The organism is Streptomyces sp. NRRL F-5126, assembly GCF_000721265.1.
Taxonomy (GTDB): Bacteria; Actinomycetota; Actinomycetes; order Streptomycetales; family Streptomycetaceae; genus Streptomyces.
Window position 1 is genome coordinate 88,220 of the sequence record NZ_JOFZ01000009.1, and the last position, 15,044, is coordinate 103,263.

At 72.7% G+C, this 15,044-nt stretch carries 13 protein-coding genes; 6 read left to right on the plus strand and 7 right to left on the minus strand.

Annotated elements, in window-relative coordinates; translation table 11 throughout:
- Positions 1-40 precede the first annotated feature (40 nt).
- Positions 41-1,474 carry an NAD(P)/FAD-dependent oxidoreductase gene (locus tag IH48_RS0120560; RefSeq protein WP_420705516.1) on the plus strand — a complete coding sequence of 478 codons (1,434 nt, stop codon included), beginning with the start codon at positions 41-43 and terminating at the stop codon, positions 1,472-1,474.
- A 450-nt stretch (positions 1,475-1,924) separates the two neighbouring features.
- Here IH48_RS0120560 and IH48_RS0120565 read toward each other — a convergent pair whose 3' ends face one another.
- Positions 1,925-2,818 carry an NADP-dependent oxidoreductase gene (locus tag IH48_RS0120565; RefSeq protein WP_030906464.1) on the minus strand — a complete coding sequence of 298 codons (894 nt, stop codon included), beginning with the start codon at positions 2,816-2,818 and terminating at the stop codon, positions 1,925-1,927.
- A 76-nt stretch (positions 2,819-2,894) separates the two neighbouring features.
- On the opposite strand from IH48_RS0120565, the gene IH48_RS0120570 reads away from it, so the two are divergent.
- Positions 2,895-3,467 (plus strand): TetR/AcrR family transcriptional regulator, encoded by a 573-nt coding sequence (locus IH48_RS0120570; RefSeq protein ID WP_030906467.1) that lies wholly within the window; start codon positions 2,895-2,897, stop codon positions 3,465-3,467.
- Positions 3,468-3,470: 3 nt separating this feature from the next.
- Here the strand turns inward: IH48_RS0120570 and IH48_RS0120575 are convergent, their stop codons facing one another.
- Positions 3,471-5,555, minus strand: a complete 2,085-nt coding sequence (locus tag IH48_RS0120575; protein WP_030906469.1) for a phosphocholine-specific phospholipase C — start codon at positions 5,553-5,555, stop codon at positions 3,471-3,473.
- 134 nt (positions 5,556-5,689) lie between these two features.
- Complete coding sequence (locus IH48_RS0120580) at positions 5,690-6,355, minus strand: TetR/AcrR family transcriptional regulator (RefSeq protein ID WP_030906472.1); 666 nt, start codon at positions 6,353-6,355, stop codon at positions 5,690-5,692.
- 98 nt (positions 6,356-6,453) lie between these two features.
- Here IH48_RS0120580 and IH48_RS0120585 point away from each other — a divergent pair, with 98 nt between their 5' ends.
- Positions 6,454-7,374: an SDR family NAD(P)-dependent oxidoreductase gene (locus IH48_RS0120585; RefSeq protein ID WP_030906475.1), complete on the plus strand. Its 921-nt coding sequence runs from the start codon at positions 6,454-6,456 to the stop codon at positions 7,372-7,374.
- 42 nt (positions 7,375-7,416) lie between these two features.
- Here the strand turns inward: IH48_RS0120585 and IH48_RS0120590 are convergent, their stop codons facing one another.
- The gene (locus tag IH48_RS0120590; RefSeq protein ID WP_051840255.1) at positions 7,417-8,301 is read right to left on the minus strand and encodes an alpha/beta fold hydrolase; all 885 of its coding nucleotides are present in this window, start codon (positions 8,299-8,301) and stop codon (positions 7,417-7,419) included.
- A gap of 229 nt (positions 8,302-8,530) precedes the next feature.
- Between IH48_RS0120590 and IH48_RS0120595 the strand changes: the two genes are divergently transcribed.
- Positions 8,531-9,463 (plus strand): helix-turn-helix transcriptional regulator, encoded by a 933-nt coding sequence (locus IH48_RS0120595; RefSeq protein WP_078849923.1) that lies wholly within the window; start codon positions 8,531-8,533, stop codon positions 9,461-9,463.
- A 487-nt stretch (positions 9,464-9,950) separates the two neighbouring features.
- Here the strand turns inward: IH48_RS0120595 and IH48_RS0120605 are convergent, their stop codons facing one another.
- The 3 genes from IH48_RS0120605 to IH48_RS0120615 form a co-directional block, all read right to left on the minus strand.
- Positions 9,951-10,445: a GNAT family N-acetyltransferase gene (locus IH48_RS0120605; protein WP_051840257.1), complete on the minus strand. Its 495-nt coding sequence runs from the start codon at positions 10,443-10,445 to the stop codon at positions 9,951-9,953.
- 153 nt (positions 10,446-10,598) lie between these two features.
- Positions 10,599-11,420 carry a MerR family transcriptional regulator gene (locus IH48_RS0120610; RefSeq protein WP_030906487.1) on the minus strand — a complete coding sequence of 274 codons (822 nt, stop codon included), beginning with the start codon at positions 11,418-11,420 and terminating at the stop codon, positions 10,599-10,601.
- 31 nt (positions 11,421-11,451) lie between these two features.
- Positions 11,452-12,588: an FAD-dependent oxidoreductase gene (locus IH48_RS0120615; RefSeq protein ID WP_030906490.1), complete on the minus strand. Its 1,137-nt coding sequence runs from the start codon at positions 12,586-12,588 to the stop codon at positions 11,452-11,454.
- Positions 12,589-12,770: 182 nt separating this feature from the next.
- On the opposite strand from IH48_RS0120615, the gene IH48_RS0120620 reads away from it, so the two are divergent.
- Entirely contained in the window at positions 12,771-13,727 is a 957-nt protein-coding gene (locus IH48_RS0120620) for a GlxA family transcriptional regulator (protein ID WP_030906493.1), read from the plus strand.
- A 129-nt stretch (positions 13,728-13,856) separates the two neighbouring features.
- Complete coding sequence (gene gap, locus IH48_RS0120625) at positions 13,857-14,858, plus strand: type I glyceraldehyde-3-phosphate dehydrogenase (RefSeq protein WP_030906495.1); 1,002 nt, start codon at positions 13,857-13,859, stop codon at positions 14,856-14,858.
- The last annotated feature ends 186 nt before the right edge of the window (positions 14,859-15,044 follow it).

Genomic DNA, 15,044 nt, shown 5'->3' on the forward strand with positions numbered 1-15,044 from the left:
TATGGACAGGCCGGTCCGGCCAGGTGTACGAATCAGCCGCATGAGCAGCCGCCGCGACGCCGTCATGAACACCCCTTCGAGCAGCCCGTTCACGGTGAACGGCGGCATCTCGTTCTGGTACGCGCAGGACGGCATGCCCGTCCCCCGCGAGCCCCTCTCCGGCGGCGCCTCGGCCGACGTGTGCGTCGTCGGCGGCGGTTTCACCGGCCTGTGGACGGCGTACTACCTGAAGAAGGCCGCGCCGTACCTCGACATCGCCGTGCTGGAGGCGAAGTTCTGCGGCTACGGGGCCTCGGGCCGCAACGGCGGCTGGCTCTACAACGGCATCGCGGGACGCGACAGCTACGCCGGGCTCCACGGCCGCGACGCCGCCGTGCGCCTGCAGAAGGCGATGAACGCGACGGTCGACGAGGTCGTCACGGTGGCCGCCGCCGAGCGGATCGAGGCCGACGTACACAAGGGCGGTGTGCTGGAAGTCGCCTACACGCCCGCCCAGTTGACGCGCCTGCGTGAGTTCCACGAGGCGGAGCTCGCGTACGGCGAGACGGATCGGGTGCTGCGCGGCGCGCGCGAGACGGCTGAGCGCATCCATGTGGCGGGCGCGGTCGGCTCGACGTGGACGCCGCACGGCGCGCGGCTGCACCCGGCCAAGCTGGTGAAGGGCCTCGCGTCGGTGGTCGAGTCGCTGGGCGTGCGGGTGTACGAGTCGACGCCGGTGACGGAGATCAGGCCCAAGCACGCGGTCACGCCGTACGGCACCGTCCGCGCACCGTACGTCCTGCGCTGCACCGAGGGGTTCACGGCGGGCCTCAAGGGCGACCGGCGCACCTGGCTGCCGATGAACTCCTCGATGATCGCGACGGAGCCGCTGCCCGACGCCGTGTGGAAGTCCATCGGCTGGGAGGGCCGCGAGACGCTCGGCGACATGGCCCACGCCTACGTGTACGCGCAGCGCACGGCCGACGGCCGGATCGCGCTCGGCGGCCGCGGCGTGCCGTACCGGTTCGGCTCCAGGACCGACAACGACGGCCGTACGCAGGCGTCGACGATCGCCGATCTGCGGGAGATCCTCGTGCGGTTCTTCCCGGCGGCGGCGGGCGTACGGATCGCGCACGCGTGGTCGGGTGTTCTCGGCGTGCCGCGCGACTGGTGCGCGACGGTCACGCTCGACCGCTCGACAGGGCTCGGCTGGGCGGGCGGCTACGTCGGCTCGGGCGTGGCGACGGCGAACCTGGCGGGGCGCACCCTGCGCGACCTGGTACGGCAGGACGCGGGCCAGGCGGGGCAGACCGAGTTGACGTCCCTGCCGTGGGTGAACCACAAGGTGCGCAAGTGGGAGCCGGAGCCGCTGCGCTGGCTCGGCGTCCAGGGCATGTACGCGGCGTACCGCGAGGCGGACCGCAGGGAGGCGCGCGGCCACTCGGCCGCGACGCACCCCATCGCCCGCGCGGCGAACCGCGTGACGGGCCACTGACCGCCACCGCCGCGCGCGTTCCGGGCGCGCCCGCCCGAAAAGCCGCCGTCGCCGACCGGGCGCGGGCTCGCGGGGCCGCGCATGTCTGTCCGGGCCGGAGTCGGTGCCGTAGTGCCGGCACGCATCGGCCGCGTCCCGCGCCCGGCGGTGCGGCCCGCCCTCGCTGCCCGCGACCGGTCCCCCGCCCGTTCGGGACAGCCCCGGCAGCCAGGACCCGGCGGACCGCTCGCCGACCGCGATCACCGGCCGGGGCAGCCGGCATCCGCCGCGTGCCACCCCCGACGACATGACATCGCCCGGGCGGGCGGGACCGGTCCCTGGCGTTGGCCGGCAGCCGCGCCGGGCAGCCGTGATGGGCCGCGCGTGCCCCGCGACGCACGCCGCACGTCCGCGCGGCGCAAGCGGCCGCAGGCCACCTGAAGACGCCGGCGTTCCCGCGCCGAGGGCCGCTCAGACGACCAGGACCCGGCGCCCGCGCGTGTGCCCCGCACGGCTGTCGGCGTGCGCGGACGCGGCCTCGGCCAGCGGGTACGCCTTGTCGACCGGGATGTGCAGCTTCCGCCGTGCGATGAGCCCGGCGGCCTCGGCGAGCGCGTCCTCCATGCTCCCGGCCACGCCCGAGAACCGGGCGCCGAAGTCCGGCGCGGCCAGGTCGGCGATGGAGACCACCTTCCGCGGGTCCCCGGTCAGTTCGACGAGTTCGCGGATCACGCCCGAGCCCGCCAGGTCGAGGGCCGCGTCGACACTGCCGAGCTGCCGCACGCGCCCGGCCCACCCCTCGCCGTACGTCGTGGCGGCGGCGCCCAGGCCGCGCAGATAGTCCTGATTCGCCGCGCCGGCCGTGCCGATCACCGCGATGCCGCGGTCGCGTGCGATCTGCAGCACCGCAGAGCCGACGCCGCCGGACGCCCCGCTGACCAGCAGCGTCTGCCCGGGCATCACCCCGACCTCACGGAGGACGCGCAGCGCGGTCTCCACCACGGAGGGATATCCGGCCGCCTCTTCGAACGTCAGCCCCTCGGGCATACGGACCCACGCCCACAGCACGGCGAACTCGGCGTACGTGCTCGACCCCTCGCCGAACACGTGAGCGCCGACCTCGACGCCCGTCACACCCTCGCCGACCTCGTCCACCACCCCGGCGGCGTCAATACCGACCCCGGAGGGCAACACGGTCGGATGGGCCCCGAGTACCTGGCCCTCGCGGATCCTCCAGTCGACGGGGTTCACACCGGCCGCCCGCACGGCGACGCGTATCCGGCCGGGGCCCGCGTGGGGCTCCTCGGCGTCCAGCAGTCGCAGCACCTCAGGGCCGCCGAACTCGGCAAAGCTCACTTTCCTCATGCCGCCGAACGTAACACTAACGGTTAGCTTTTCAAAACAGTTACTTCTTTGCATTTGATAGTGTCAGTCCATGACCGTGACCGAGCAGCCAGGGCGCCGCGAGCGCAAGAAGGCCGCGACCCGCAAGAAGATCGCCGACACCGCCCTGCGGCTCTTCCTGGCACGCGGTTACGACGAGGTGGGCATCCGCGACGTGGCCGCCGAGGCCGACGTCGCCGTCACCACGCTCTTCTCCCACTTCGCCTCGAAGGAGGCCCTGGTCTTCGAGCAGGACCAGGACTTCGAGCAGCGCCTCACGCAGGCGGTCAGCGGCCGGGCACCCGACGAGCCGCTGATCCCCGCGCTGCGCCGCGAGGTCCACGCCCTGGTGCGCCACTGCACGGCGGACGGCGCCGCTCCGATCTGGCGCATGATCGACGGATCGGCCGCCCTGCGCGAGTACGAGGAGTCGATGCGGCTGCGGCACGCGGAGTCGCTGGCGGCGACGATCGCCGCCGATCCCCGCCAATCACGGACCGCGCTGGCCTGCCGGACGATCGCGAGGTTCTCGATGGACGCCTATGCGCTGGCCCGCGCGTCGGACGAGCCGGAGGCCGCCGTGGACGAGGTCTTCCGCATGATCGAGGCGGCCTGGGACGCCGCCGCCTGACGCTCAGCCCTGTGCAGTGAGGATGTGCGGGTCGCTGGTGGACGCTTCGCCCGTCTCGACGTGGCCGGCGAAGCGGCGGACGTACGCCGTGTCGGCGTCGTTCGTCACGGTGACGTCGTACCAGCGGTTCCCGGCGGCCACGCCCCAGTCGGGCACGACGCGCGACGCGCCCGGCCGGACGGTGTACGTGTAGTGGTCATTCGGCGCATAGGAGTCGGTTGCCGTGAACGTGACCGCCGCGCTCGTGGGGTTGGTGAACGTCAGGGTGACGTGCCCGCTGGAACGGTCGTTGCGGGCGGTGACCTCGGGCCCGAGCCCCGCGATGGTGCCGGCCGTCTCGCGCAGCCAGCCGCCGGGCCCGAACACCGAGTACTGGTACTCGGAGGCTCCGCCGCTCGGCAGCGCCCAGCTGTCGCTGACCGACTTGCCCGCCTCGACGGTGTACGGCCACGGGCTGTCGGTGCGGATGGTCGACGTGACGTGGAAACCGGCCCCCACGGACCCCAGGTTGGTGAACGTGAAGTGCAGGCGGCCGCCCTCGGCTTGGCTGTCGGCGGCCAGGTCGTACGGCAGCGGCCGCGCCTTGCGCAGACCGGGCTCCTGCCGCGGCAGCGCCCCGTCGGCCGGCGGCACGGGGTGGTAGTCGGGCGGCGTGCTGTGGTCGGCGGGCGGCTGGTAGCCGCTGGTGCCCGGCAGGCCGGGGACCTTGCCGCTCGCCCCCGTGAAGTCGAACGCGGAGGTGAGGTCGCCGCACACGGCGCGGCGCCACGCGGAGACGTTCGGGTTGTGCACCCCGAACCGCTTCTCGATGAACTGCACGATCGAGGTGTGGTCGAACGTCTGCGAGCACACCCAGCCTCCGGTGCTCCAGGGAGAGATGGCCAGCATCGGCACCCGCGGCCCGAGCCCGTAGGGCAGGCCCGTCTCGTACGAGGAGGAGGCACCGCCCGTGTAGATCTCGCCCGCTGTGCTCACGGTGGAAAGGCCCCAGGAGGAGTCGACCGGCGGGTACGGCGGCACGGCGTGGTCGAAGAAGCCGTCGTTCTCGTCGTAGGTGAGCAGCAGGACCGTTTTGCTCCACACATCGGGGTCGGACGTGAGCGCGTCCAGGACCTGGGAGACGTACCAGGCACCGTAGTTGGCCGGCCAGCTCGGGTGCTCGCAGTACGCCTCGGGCGCGGCGATCCAGGAGACCTGCGGCAGCCTGCCGCCCTTCACGTCCGCCCGCAGGCCGTCGAACAGCCCGCCGCCGCCGTCGATATGAGTGCCCGTGCGCGCCTTGTCGTACAGCGGGCTGCCTGGTGCGGCGTTCTGGTACTGGGTGAAGTACAGCAGCGAGTTGTCTCCGTAGTTGCCGATGTACGGGTTCGACGAGGTCCAGCCCCAGCCACCGGCCTTGTCCAGGCCGGTACCGGTGTCCTGGTAGATCTTCCAGGAGACACCGGCCTGTTCGAGCATCTCCGGGAACGTCCGCCAGCCGTACCCGGCCTCCTCGTTGCCGATCACGGGCCCGCCGCCCGACCCGTCGTTGCCCACCCAGCCCGTGTACATGTAGTAGCGGTTGGGGTCCGTGGAGGACAGCAGCGAGCAGTGGTAGGCGTCGCAGACGGTGAAGGCGTCGGCCAGCGCGTAGTGGAACGGGATGTCCTTGCGGCTCAGGTGCGCCATGGTGGTGGACGTCTTCGCCGGGATCCAGCTGTCCCAGTTGCCCTGGTTGAACGCGTTGTGCGTGCCGTTCCAGTCGTGGTTGAGGTCCTCGATGAACGTCAGCCCGAGGTTGGCCTCGTCCGGGCGGAACGGCAGGGTGACCTTGCCGGCGCCGTCCGCCTGGTACCAGACGGGCTTCCCGTTCGGCAGCGGCACCGGGCGCGGGTCGCCGAAGCCGCGCACGCCGTTCAGCGTGCCGAAGTAGTGGTCGAACGACCGGTTCTCCTGCATCAGCACGACGACGTGCTCCACGTCCTGCACGGTCCCGCTGCGGACGGCGGCCGGGATGGCCGCGGCGCGTGCGATGGCGGCGGGCAGCGCGGAGGTCGCGGCCGTGGCCGCGGCGAGCTGGAGGAAGCGCCGGCGGTTGACGTGCGACATCGTTGTCTCCTGGGGCGGGGAGCCGACTGGCGGTTGCCATCTGTCGGTACGAGCGGCAGCGGGGAGATCGTTGCGCCCCTGACCGGGCCCCGTCAATACCACCACTCGGCGAGGGCCGGAGCGGCCTTGGAGATTCAGGCGCGCGGCAGCACGCCGAGGAGCGACGAGGTGAACGAGACCCGCAGGGCCTCGCGCAGGTCCAGGTCGACCACGCAGAGGGCGGGCTCGTCGGCGTAGGCGGCGAGGACGCTCGGCGGCGGCGGGACGTACGCCGACAGCGCGCCGGCCGCGACCAGGCTCATCATGCAGAACGTCTGTGCTTCGTCGCCGAGTTCGGGCAGGTGGCGGCGCATGAGCCCGGCCATCTCCGTGAGCCGCGCGAGGGAGGACCGCTTGTGCCGCTTGACCACCTCGACCGAGACGTTGTGCTCCAGGACGCCGCCCTGCGCGCCGAAGAGGTCGCACAGCACCACCCGGCTTGCCAGCGACCTGCTGAGCACCTCGGCCAGCCGCCCCGCCCGCACCTCCGGCGCCGCGTGCGCCTCGATGCCGGCGGCCAGCTCGTCCGCCAGCTCGTCGAGCCAGCCGCCCAGGAAGACGTCGAGCAGTTCGAGCAGCACGGCCTCGCGCGACTCGAAATACCGCAGGACGTTCGACTTGGCCAGGCCCACGCGCCGGCTGAGCTCGTTGAGGCTCACGTCGGCCACGGGCATCTCGTCGAGCATCGCCGCCGCCGTGTCCAGGATCGCCCGGCGGCGTATCTCCCGCTGCTCCTCGCTTCGCGCCCGCTGGAATGTCACACCCTCACCCTAACTTAAAGACCGCCGGTCTTTTGACATCAGACCAACGGTCTCTTACGCTGGTCCATAACAGACCGATGGTTCTTTAGGAGTGCGCGATGAGCGGCAACTGGACCGAGCAGGACATCCCCGACCAGCACGGCCGGGTGGCGATCGTGACCGGCGCCAACACCGGTCTCGGCTTCGAGACCGCCCGGATGCTCGCCGCGCGCGGGGCGGCGGTGGTGCTGGCCGTCCGCGACACCGAGAAGGGCAAGCGGGCGGCCGCCCGCATCACCGGTGACGCCGCCACCCAGGGCGACGTCACCGTCCAGGCCCTCGACCTGACGTCCCTGGACTCGGTAAGGACCGCGGCGGCCGACCTGCGCGCCACCCACCCGCGCATCGACCTGCTGATCAACAACGCCGGCGTGATGTACACCCCGAAGCAGACCACCGCCGACGGCTTCGAGCTGCAGTTCGGCACCAACCACCTCGGCCACTTCGCCCTCACGGGCCTGCTGCTCGACAGGCTCCTGCCCGTCCCCGGCTCCCGCGTCGTCACGGTCAGCAGCGTCGGCCACCGCATCAGGGCCGCCATCCACTTCGACGACCTGCAGTGGGAGCGCTCGTACAGCCGCATCGGCGCCTACGGCCAGTCCAAGCTCGCCAACCTTCTCTTCACGTACGAACTGCAGCGCAGGATCGCCCCGCACGGCACGACGGTCGCGCTGGCCGCCCACCCCGGCGCGTCCAACACCGAACTCACCCGCAACACACCGGCCGCGCTCCGTGTGCCCGTCACCTGGCTCGCCCCGCTGTTGACCCAGAACGCCGGAATGGGTGCGCTGCCCACCCTGCGCGCCGCGACCGATCACGCGGCCGAGGGCGGGCAGTACTACGGGCCCGGCGGCCCGGGTGAGTTCCGGGGCCACCCGAAGCTGGTCAGGTCCAGCCCCGACTCGCACGACCGGGCCACGCAGCAGCGCCTGTGGACGGTCTCCGAGGAGCTCACCGGGGTGACGTTCCCCGTGCGCTGAATGCGCGGTCAAGGGGCACCGCGATCATGGTTGTTCGCGAAATCAACGCACGGCACGCACGGCACGCACGGCACGCCGGGGTATCGCCTTGCTCGCCGTCTCGATGACATCCGCGAGGGCGGCCGGCTGGGAGAGGAACGGCGAGTGCGAGGTGTCGAGCTCGACCACGGTCGTGGGCCGGGCCGACAGCGCGTCGATCTCCTTGACGACGAGGCGCTGCAGTGCCGGCCGGACCGCGTTGTCCCTGGCGCAGAAGATGTAGCTGTGCGGGATCGAACCGTACCGTTCGGCGGTCACGGTGAGCGGTTCGCCGGCGATTCCCGCCGGGGCGTCCGTCGTCAGGAGCGAGATCGCCGCCTCGGCGGTCTCCTCGTCGATGCAGTCGTTGTAGAACGCCTCGCGGATGGCGCGGCGCCGGTCGTGGTCACCCGTGTCGTAGCGCAGCGCGCCGACCGATGCGGGGTCCGCCGCGAGCCCGGCGGCCACTCGTTCGCCCTCGTTCTCCGGCAGCATGGTGTAGTGCGCCGCCGGCCTGCCGTTGACCGGGGCGAACGCCGAGACGTACATGAGTTCGGCGAACAGTTCGGGCGCCTGTTCCGCGGCGGCGGTCGCCACGACACCGCCCATGCTGTGTGCCACGACCAGGCACGGCAGGCCGCCACCGATCCGGCGGATCTGCTCGACCAGGCTCGCGGCGGCGGAGGACGCCGTGATCCCGACCGTCGGCGAGGGCTCCGCGGCGAACGCCCCGGAGTCGAACGGACGCCTCCAACGGGACCGGGGCGAGCGGCTCTTCAGCCCGTGGCCGTCGAGGTCCACGGCCACCGAGGCGACGCCATGGGCGGCCAGTTGCTCACCGACCAGGCTCCAGCACCAGCTGCCGTGCCAGAATCCGTGGACAAGGACGACGGGGGTCGTGGCTCTCATGCTTTCCTCTCTCATGCACCCGCGGGGCCCGGCATCCGGCGACGGATCGGGACCGGGCAGCGACGGCCTCGAACGGGGCGCCTGCGTCTCACCAGGACGGTAGGGCGCCGCGCCGGACGGCGGAACAGCTCAGCCACGTAGTGACAGCCGGTGGATGAGGCGGGCGGCGCTCACGCCCCACCGACCGGTCCGTTCCGCGGCGTCCGGGCTCCGTGCGACGATGCACGGCATGAGGCACCCTCTCGACCCGGCCCGTGACCAGCTCGGCGGTCGGGACCCGGGCTGGAGGTCCGCCCCCGGTACCCAGGTGGCGGACCGGGTCGAGCTGGGGCAGTTCCTGCGTCGTCGCCGCGAGGGGTTGCGCCCCGAGGACCTCGGTCTCGACCCGGGCTCCCGGCGCCGCACTCCCGGGCTGCGGCGCGGCGAGGTGGCGGCGATGGCCAGCATGTCGGAGGCCTACTACGAGAGTCTGGAGCAGGCGCGTGGCCCTCAGCCGTCGGTCTCGATGCTCGCGAGCCTCGCGACCGCCCTGCGGATGACCCCCGACGAGCGGCGTCATCTGTACCTGCTGGCGGGTCAGGCGGCACCGACGTCCGCCGAGCCCCCCGGGCACGTCGACCCGGGACTGTCGTACACGCTGGACGCGGTGGCGGCCACGACACCGGCGTTCATCTCCGACGACCTGTCCAACGTCGTGGCGCAGAATCCGTTGAACGTCGCGCTGTTCGGCTCGTTCGCCGGGCGGCCCGGCCGCGAGCCGAACCTCACCTGGCACTGGTTCACGTCGCCGACCTGGCGCTCCGTCCTGCGCTCGGCGTCACCGCAGGAGGAGGAGGCGACCGGCCTGTCGTACGTGGCCGACCTCCGGGCCGTCGTCGCCCAGCGCGGACACGATCCGGCGGCCGCGGCCCTCGTCGGCGACCTGCGGGGAGCCAGCGCGGAATTCGCCGCGATGTGGGACCGGCACCAGGTGTCGACGCTGCACTGCTCGACGAAGACCGTGCTGGACCAGCGTGTCGGTCGCCTCGATCTGGACTGCGTCGTTCTCGCCAGCCCGCTGTCCCGGCAACGACTGCTCCTCCTCCAGCCCGTGCCCGGCACCCCGACCGCCGAGCGTCTGGGCCGTCTGGGGCAACTGACGGGGCAGCCCCGGTACAACTGACCGGCGAGCGCCGGCGAGTGGGAAGCACCTGACGGGCATCGCCGCGAAGGGCGCGGTCAAGTCCGCCGAGGCCCGTGCGGCCGACGGCGCGTGCCAGACGCCGCCGGACCCGCCGCCGGGCAAGCGACCCCTGTCAGCTGCGGGCCGCCCCGTTCCTCGGAGTCCCGTACGCGGATCGTGGTGTCGTCGGCGGTGATCTCGACGCAGAGAAAGCCCGGGAATCGCCAGTGAGCTCTAGTCGTGCAGCTCAGACCGTAACGGTCCCCCGCCGCGCGAACGCGGTCACTGGCCGGGCTCGCGCGTGACGGGTCGCACGGCCCGTGGCAGCGGTGCCTGCAGTTCCGTCACCCAGTCGTCGCGGTTGTCCGGGCGCTCCGGATCGATCCCGCGCCGGTACCTGGTCCGCCGGTGGCCGTTGACACCGATCCGGCGGGCCAGGGCCCGGGCGATGGGGAGCACTGCGTGCGAAGGCCCGGCCCCGGATTCCTTACTGGTCTCGCTCGGATCCATCTGCCCCGGCGGCAGCGCCGGTTGCCGTGTCGATGGCCATGAGCGGAAGCTGCCTGCCGGGAATCGACCCGGAGGGGCACACTCCGATTCGCACGGCCCCCATCGCCAGGTAGAACGGCTCGGCGTTCGGATCGGCCCCGAACTCCAGCCGCCGAATCCCCAGCGTCGCAGCGACAGCGAGTGCATGACGAAACAGCAGTCCTCCGACGCCCCGGCCGATGAACGGCGGATCCACGAACAGCATGCCCAGTTCCCCGCCCGGCGGGTCGCCATCGACGGTGACGAACCCGGCGATCCGCCCCCGCACCTCCGCCACCGCGGTGCGCCGCCGCACGATCTCGGCGGGCCGGAGCCTCAGCTCCTCACGGCATCGCTCCAGGAAGTCGCTGTCGTACCCCCAGTGCCCCTTCGAGCGCAGAGCCAGCTCGCTCAGCAGTGGCGCCTCTTCCGGACGGGCCGCCCTGATCGGCATCGAACCACTCTCCTGTGCGTGTGCAACACCTGCCGTGGGGGATCGTCCCCCGCCGGGCCGAAGCTGTCCACGGAGTTACGGCGCGGCACTCACCACGTTGCGCTCCGGGGGCGCGGCGATCACGGCGACTCCGCCGGGCTCGCGCCTGACGGATCAGTCCCGGGCGAGCGGTGCCTGCAGTTCCGTCACCCAGTCGTCGCGGTTTTCCGGGCACTCCAGGTTGATCTCCCGGGCGTACCCCATCGACCGGTGGCCGTTGGCGTCGACCCAGCGGGCCAGGGCCTGGGCGGTGGGGAGCACCGCGTCCATGGAGCCGCGGTGCACGATGGTCGCCGCCCGGTCGACGGACGGCAGGTCGAGGATCCGCGGGGTGCCGTCCTGGAGCGGGGCGGAGACCTGGACGGCGGCGTGGACGGTGATCCTGCCGCCGCCCTCCGGGGCGTCCTCGTAGTACGCGACACCGGGGCCCGTTGCGGCGATGCCCGCCGCGTCCAGGCACCGGAACAGCTCGTCGTAGAGCGGCCCGATGACCGGGCCGATGTCCTCGGGCGCGTAACTCGCGGCGGTGCCGGTCAACTCCGCCACCCGGACGGACGGGACGCTCTTGATGATGACGTCGTTCGTGGGCATGTGCCCCTCGCTCTCGATCGCTCGGAGCCTCGCCTCGACCTGGACCAGCCGCGCCTCCGCGGCAGCCATGGCCGCCTCCAGTTCGGCCCGCCGCAGCCGCAGCATGCCGCGCAGCTCCCCGGTACTCACCGTCTCGTCCACGATGTCCCGGACCTGCTGGAGGGTGAATCCGAGGTCCTTGAGCGCGATGATCCGATTGAGGCGGGCGAGCTGCGCGGCGGTGTAGTAGCGGTAGCCGCTGGCGGGGTCGACGTGAGCCGGGCGCAGCAGCCCGGTCGCGTCGTAGTGACGCAGCATGCGGGCCGACACACGGCCGTGCCGGGCGAAGTCTCCGATGGTGAACATGATGGCCCACGCCGCCGGTCAGCCGGCCCCGCTAGGAAGCGTCCTGCTGCGTGATCATCCTGAGCATGGCCTGGGCCGTGTTGTTCTCCGAGTCGAGGCCGAAGGTCTCGTCGCCCTCGAAGGTGACGGGCTCGGCGCTGCGTGCGTGCATGGCCTGCTCGTGCTCGGCGAGCGCGGCTTCGGCGTCGCCGGGGTGGGCGGCGAGGCTCTTGCCGAGTTCCGCGCCGTCGAGCATGGCCAGGTTGGCGCCCTCGCCGTTCGGGGCCGCGAGGTGGGCGGCGTCGCCGATGAGGGTGACCCCCGGCACCCGGCCCCACCGGTGGCCGGCCGGCAGGGCGTGGTGCGGGCGCAGCACGGGGCCGGTGTCGGCGTCCGTGATCAGCGCGGTGAGCTCCGGCGCCCAGCCGTCGAACTCGCGCGCGATGCGCGCGGCCGCGGCGGCGGAGTCGGTGAAGTCGATGGCGGCGAACCAGGCTTCCGGCCTGGCCAGTGCGGCGTAGGTGTGCAGGGTGCCGCCGCTCTCCCGGTGGGTGAAGATCTCCTTGCCGGGCGAGGGCGCGATCATCGACCCGCCGCCCACCAGCTCCGCTGAACGGGTGTGCCGGCTGTCGGCGTCGAACAGGTAGGTCTCGACGAACGATGTGCCGGCGTACTCCGGTACGGCGTCGGAGAGCAGCGGCCGGATCCGCGACCACGCGCCGTCCGCGCCGACCAGCAGGCTCGTGGTGACGGTGCTGCCGTCGGAGAACGCCACCTCGTGGCGGCCCTCGCCGAGGGAGCGTGCACCGCTCGCCTTCTGTCCCCAGCGGACCGTGCCGGCCGGCAGCGAGTCGAGCAGGAGACGCCGCAGCTCCGCTCGCTGCACCTCGGGGCGGCCGCCCGTGCCGTCGTCGGCCATCTCGTGCAGGACGGTCCCGTCCCGCTCGACGAGCCGCATGGTCTGGCGGCCTTCGATGACGATGGAGTGGAACTCGTCCATCAAGTCCGCTGCCTTGAGGGCGAGCTGCCCGTTGTGGTCGTGGATGTCGAGCATCCCGCCCTGCGCGCGTGCCGTCGGCGAGGCTTCGGCCTCGTGGACCGTGACCGGGATTCCGTGGACGTGCAGGACGCGGGCCAGCGTGAGCCCGCCGAGTCCGGCGCCGATGATCGTGACGGGGGTGTGCTGCATGGTGGCTCCTCCGGGTCTGGGCCGCCCAGTCGTCCTGCGGCGGCCGCTACGAGAACGGTGCCGAAAGGCGTCGACAGGCCGCCGACATCGGACCGACAGCGCCCACAGACGGCCGACGCGGCCAGAAGAGCGTGCGGCTCGGCGCCCGGGCCCCGAGGCCGCGCGGACCGTAGGCTGGGGGCGTGTCAGCCTCCCGCCTGCAGCGCGTCGCCGTCCTCGTGCTCGCGGGGGCCAAACCGCTCGACGTGGGGATCCCCGCGCAGGTGTTCACGACCCGGGCGAGCATGCCGTACGAGGTGCGGATGTGCGGCGCCGCGCCCGGGCTCGTGGCCGGCGGGGACGGGCTGTCGTACCACGTCGCCCACGGGCTCGACGCGCTCGCCTGGGCCGATGTCGTCTTCGTGCCCGGCTACCGCTTCCCCGACCGCGACGACCCGCCGCCCGAGGTCGTCGACGCGCTGATCGGCGCCCACCGGCGCGGGGCGCGGCTCGCCGCCATCTCGACGGGCGCCTTCGCGCTCGCCGCGACCGGCCTGCTCGACGGCAGGCGCGCCACCACGCACTGGCACTACACGCGCGCGCTCGCCGCGCGGTATCCGCTCGTCCGCGTCGACGAGAACGTGCTGTTCGTCGACGAGGGCAGCGTGCTGACGTCCGCAGGCGCCGCCTCCGGCATCGACCTGTGCCTGCACCTGCTGCGCCGCGACCTCGGCGTGGCCGCGTCGAACCACGCCGCGCGGCGCCTCGTCGCCGCTCCCTACCGCAGCGGCGGCCAGGCGCAGTACGTGCCGCGCAGCGTGCCCGAGCCGCTCGGCGAGCGGTTCGCCGCCACCCGCCAGTGGGCGCTGCACCGGCTCGGCGAGCACCTCTCCCTCGGCGTGCTGGCCCGGCACGCGGCGGTCTCGCCGCGCACGTTCTCGCGCCGCTTCGCCGAGGACACCGGCTACACGCCCATGCAGTGGGTGATGCGGGCCCGCATCGACGCGGCCCGCGAGCTGCTTGAGCGGTCGCAGCTCAGCGTCGAGCAGATCGCCGTGGATGTCGGCCTCGGCACCGGTGCGAACCTGCGGCTGCACTTCCAGCGCGTCCTCGGCACCTCGCCGAGCGAGTACCGGCGCACGTTCACCAGGGGCGAGTGAGCGCCGGACCGGGAAGCGGTCGGGGCGTGGCGCGATCCTTGCGAACCATGGCGCCCGCGCCTGGGCCGCCGGGCCGGTGGGGAGAGCGAGCCTGGTGGGGACCGCAGGGAAACGGAAAGGACAACGGCCTTGACTCGCATCGCCATCAACGGATTCGGCCGCATCGGGCGCAACGTGCTGCGCGCCCTGCTGGAGCGCGGCAGCGACCGCATCGAGGTCGTCGCCGTCAACGACCTCACCGAGCCCGCCGCCCTCGCGCGCCTGCTCGCCTTCGACACGACGGCGGGCCGGCTCGGCCGCCCCGTCACAGTCGACGGTGACGCGCTCGTCGTCGACGGCCGCCGTATCAAGGTGCTCGCCGAGCGAGAGCCCGCGCGGCTGCCGTGGGCCGAGCTCGGCGTCGACGTCGTGCTGGAGGCGACGGGCCGCTTCGCGTCCGCCTCGGCCGCCCGCGCCCACATCGACGCGGGCGCGCGGAAGGTACTCGTCAGCGCGCCCTCCGACGGCGCCGACGTGACGCTCGCCTTCGGCGTCAACAACGACGCGTACGACCCGGCCGCGCACACGGTCGTCTCGAACGCCTCGTGCACGACCAACGCGCTGGCGCCGCTCGCCCAGGTGCTCGACGAACTCGCGGGCATCGAGCACGGCTTCATGACGACCGTGCACGCCTACACGCAGGAGCAGAACCTCCAGGACGGCCCGCACCGCGACGCCCGCCGCGCACGCGCCGCCGGCGTCAACATCGTGCCGACCACGACGGGCGCCGCGAAGGCCATCGGCCTCGTGCTGCCGAACCTGGACGGCAGGCTGTCCGGCGACTCGATCCGCGTGCCCGTGCCGGTGGGCTCGATCGTCGAGCTCAACACGTTCGTCGCCCGCGACGTGACGCGCGACGATGTGCTGGCCGCGTACCGCAAGGCGGCCGAGGGCCCGCTGGCCGGCGTCCTCGAGTACTCGGAGGACCCGCTCGTGTCGTCCGACATCACCGGCAACCCGGCCTCGTCGATCTTCGACTCGGCGCTGACCCGCGTCGACGGCCGGCACGTCAAGGTGGTCGCCTGGTACGACAACGAGTGGGGCTTCTCGAACCGCGTGATCGACACGCTGGAACTCCTCGCGGCGGGCTGAGCCGCCGGCGGGGTCCGCCCGTCTCGTAGGCAGTGTCGGGTTGAGGCAGTGTCGGGTTGAGGTGGAGTCGGCCCGAGGCGGCGTCAGCACCGGAAAATGCCGGCGTCCAGTGCCGTGGCCGACGGAGCGGCAGCCGGACCGCCGGGCCCTCCGGAGCGCCGGATCCGGCGGATCCGCCGGATCGCC

Bases quoted from the DNA above. Each gene is read 5' to 3' on its own strand.
- IH48_RS0120590 (WP_051840255.1), bottom strand. From the start codon at position 8,301: ATGAGAGCCACGACCCCCGTCGTCCTTGTCCACGGATTCTGGCACGGC.
- IH48_RS0120615 (WP_030906490.1), bottom strand. From the start codon at position 12,588: ATGCAGCACACCCCCGTCACGATCATCGGCGCCGGACTCGGCGGGCTC.
- IH48_RS0120585 (WP_030906475.1), top strand. From the start codon at position 6,454: ATGAGCGGCAACTGGACCGAGCAGGACATCCCCGACCAGCACGGCCGG.
- IH48_RS0120560 (WP_420705516.1), top strand. From the start codon at position 41: ATGAGCAGCCGCCGCGACGCCGTCATGAACACCCCTTCGAGCAGCCCG.
- IH48_RS0120610 (WP_030906487.1), bottom strand. From the start codon at position 11,420: ATGTTCACCATCGGAGACTTCGCCCGGCACGGCCGTGTGTCGGCCCGC.
- IH48_RS0120605 (WP_051840257.1), bottom strand. From the start codon at position 10,445: ATGCCGATCAGGGCGGCCCGTCCGGAAGAGGCGCCACTGCTGAGCGAG.
- IH48_RS0120595 (WP_078849923.1), top strand. From the start codon at position 8,531: ATGAGGCACCCTCTCGACCCGGCCCGTGACCAGCTCGGCGGTCGGGAC.
- IH48_RS0120565 (WP_030906464.1), bottom strand. From the start codon at position 2,818: ATGAGGAAAGTGAGCTTTGCCGAGTTCGGCGGCCCTGAGGTGCTGCGA.
- IH48_RS0120575 (WP_030906469.1), bottom strand. From the start codon at position 5,555: ATGTCGCACGTCAACCGCCGGCGCTTCCTCCAGCTCGCCGCGGCCACG.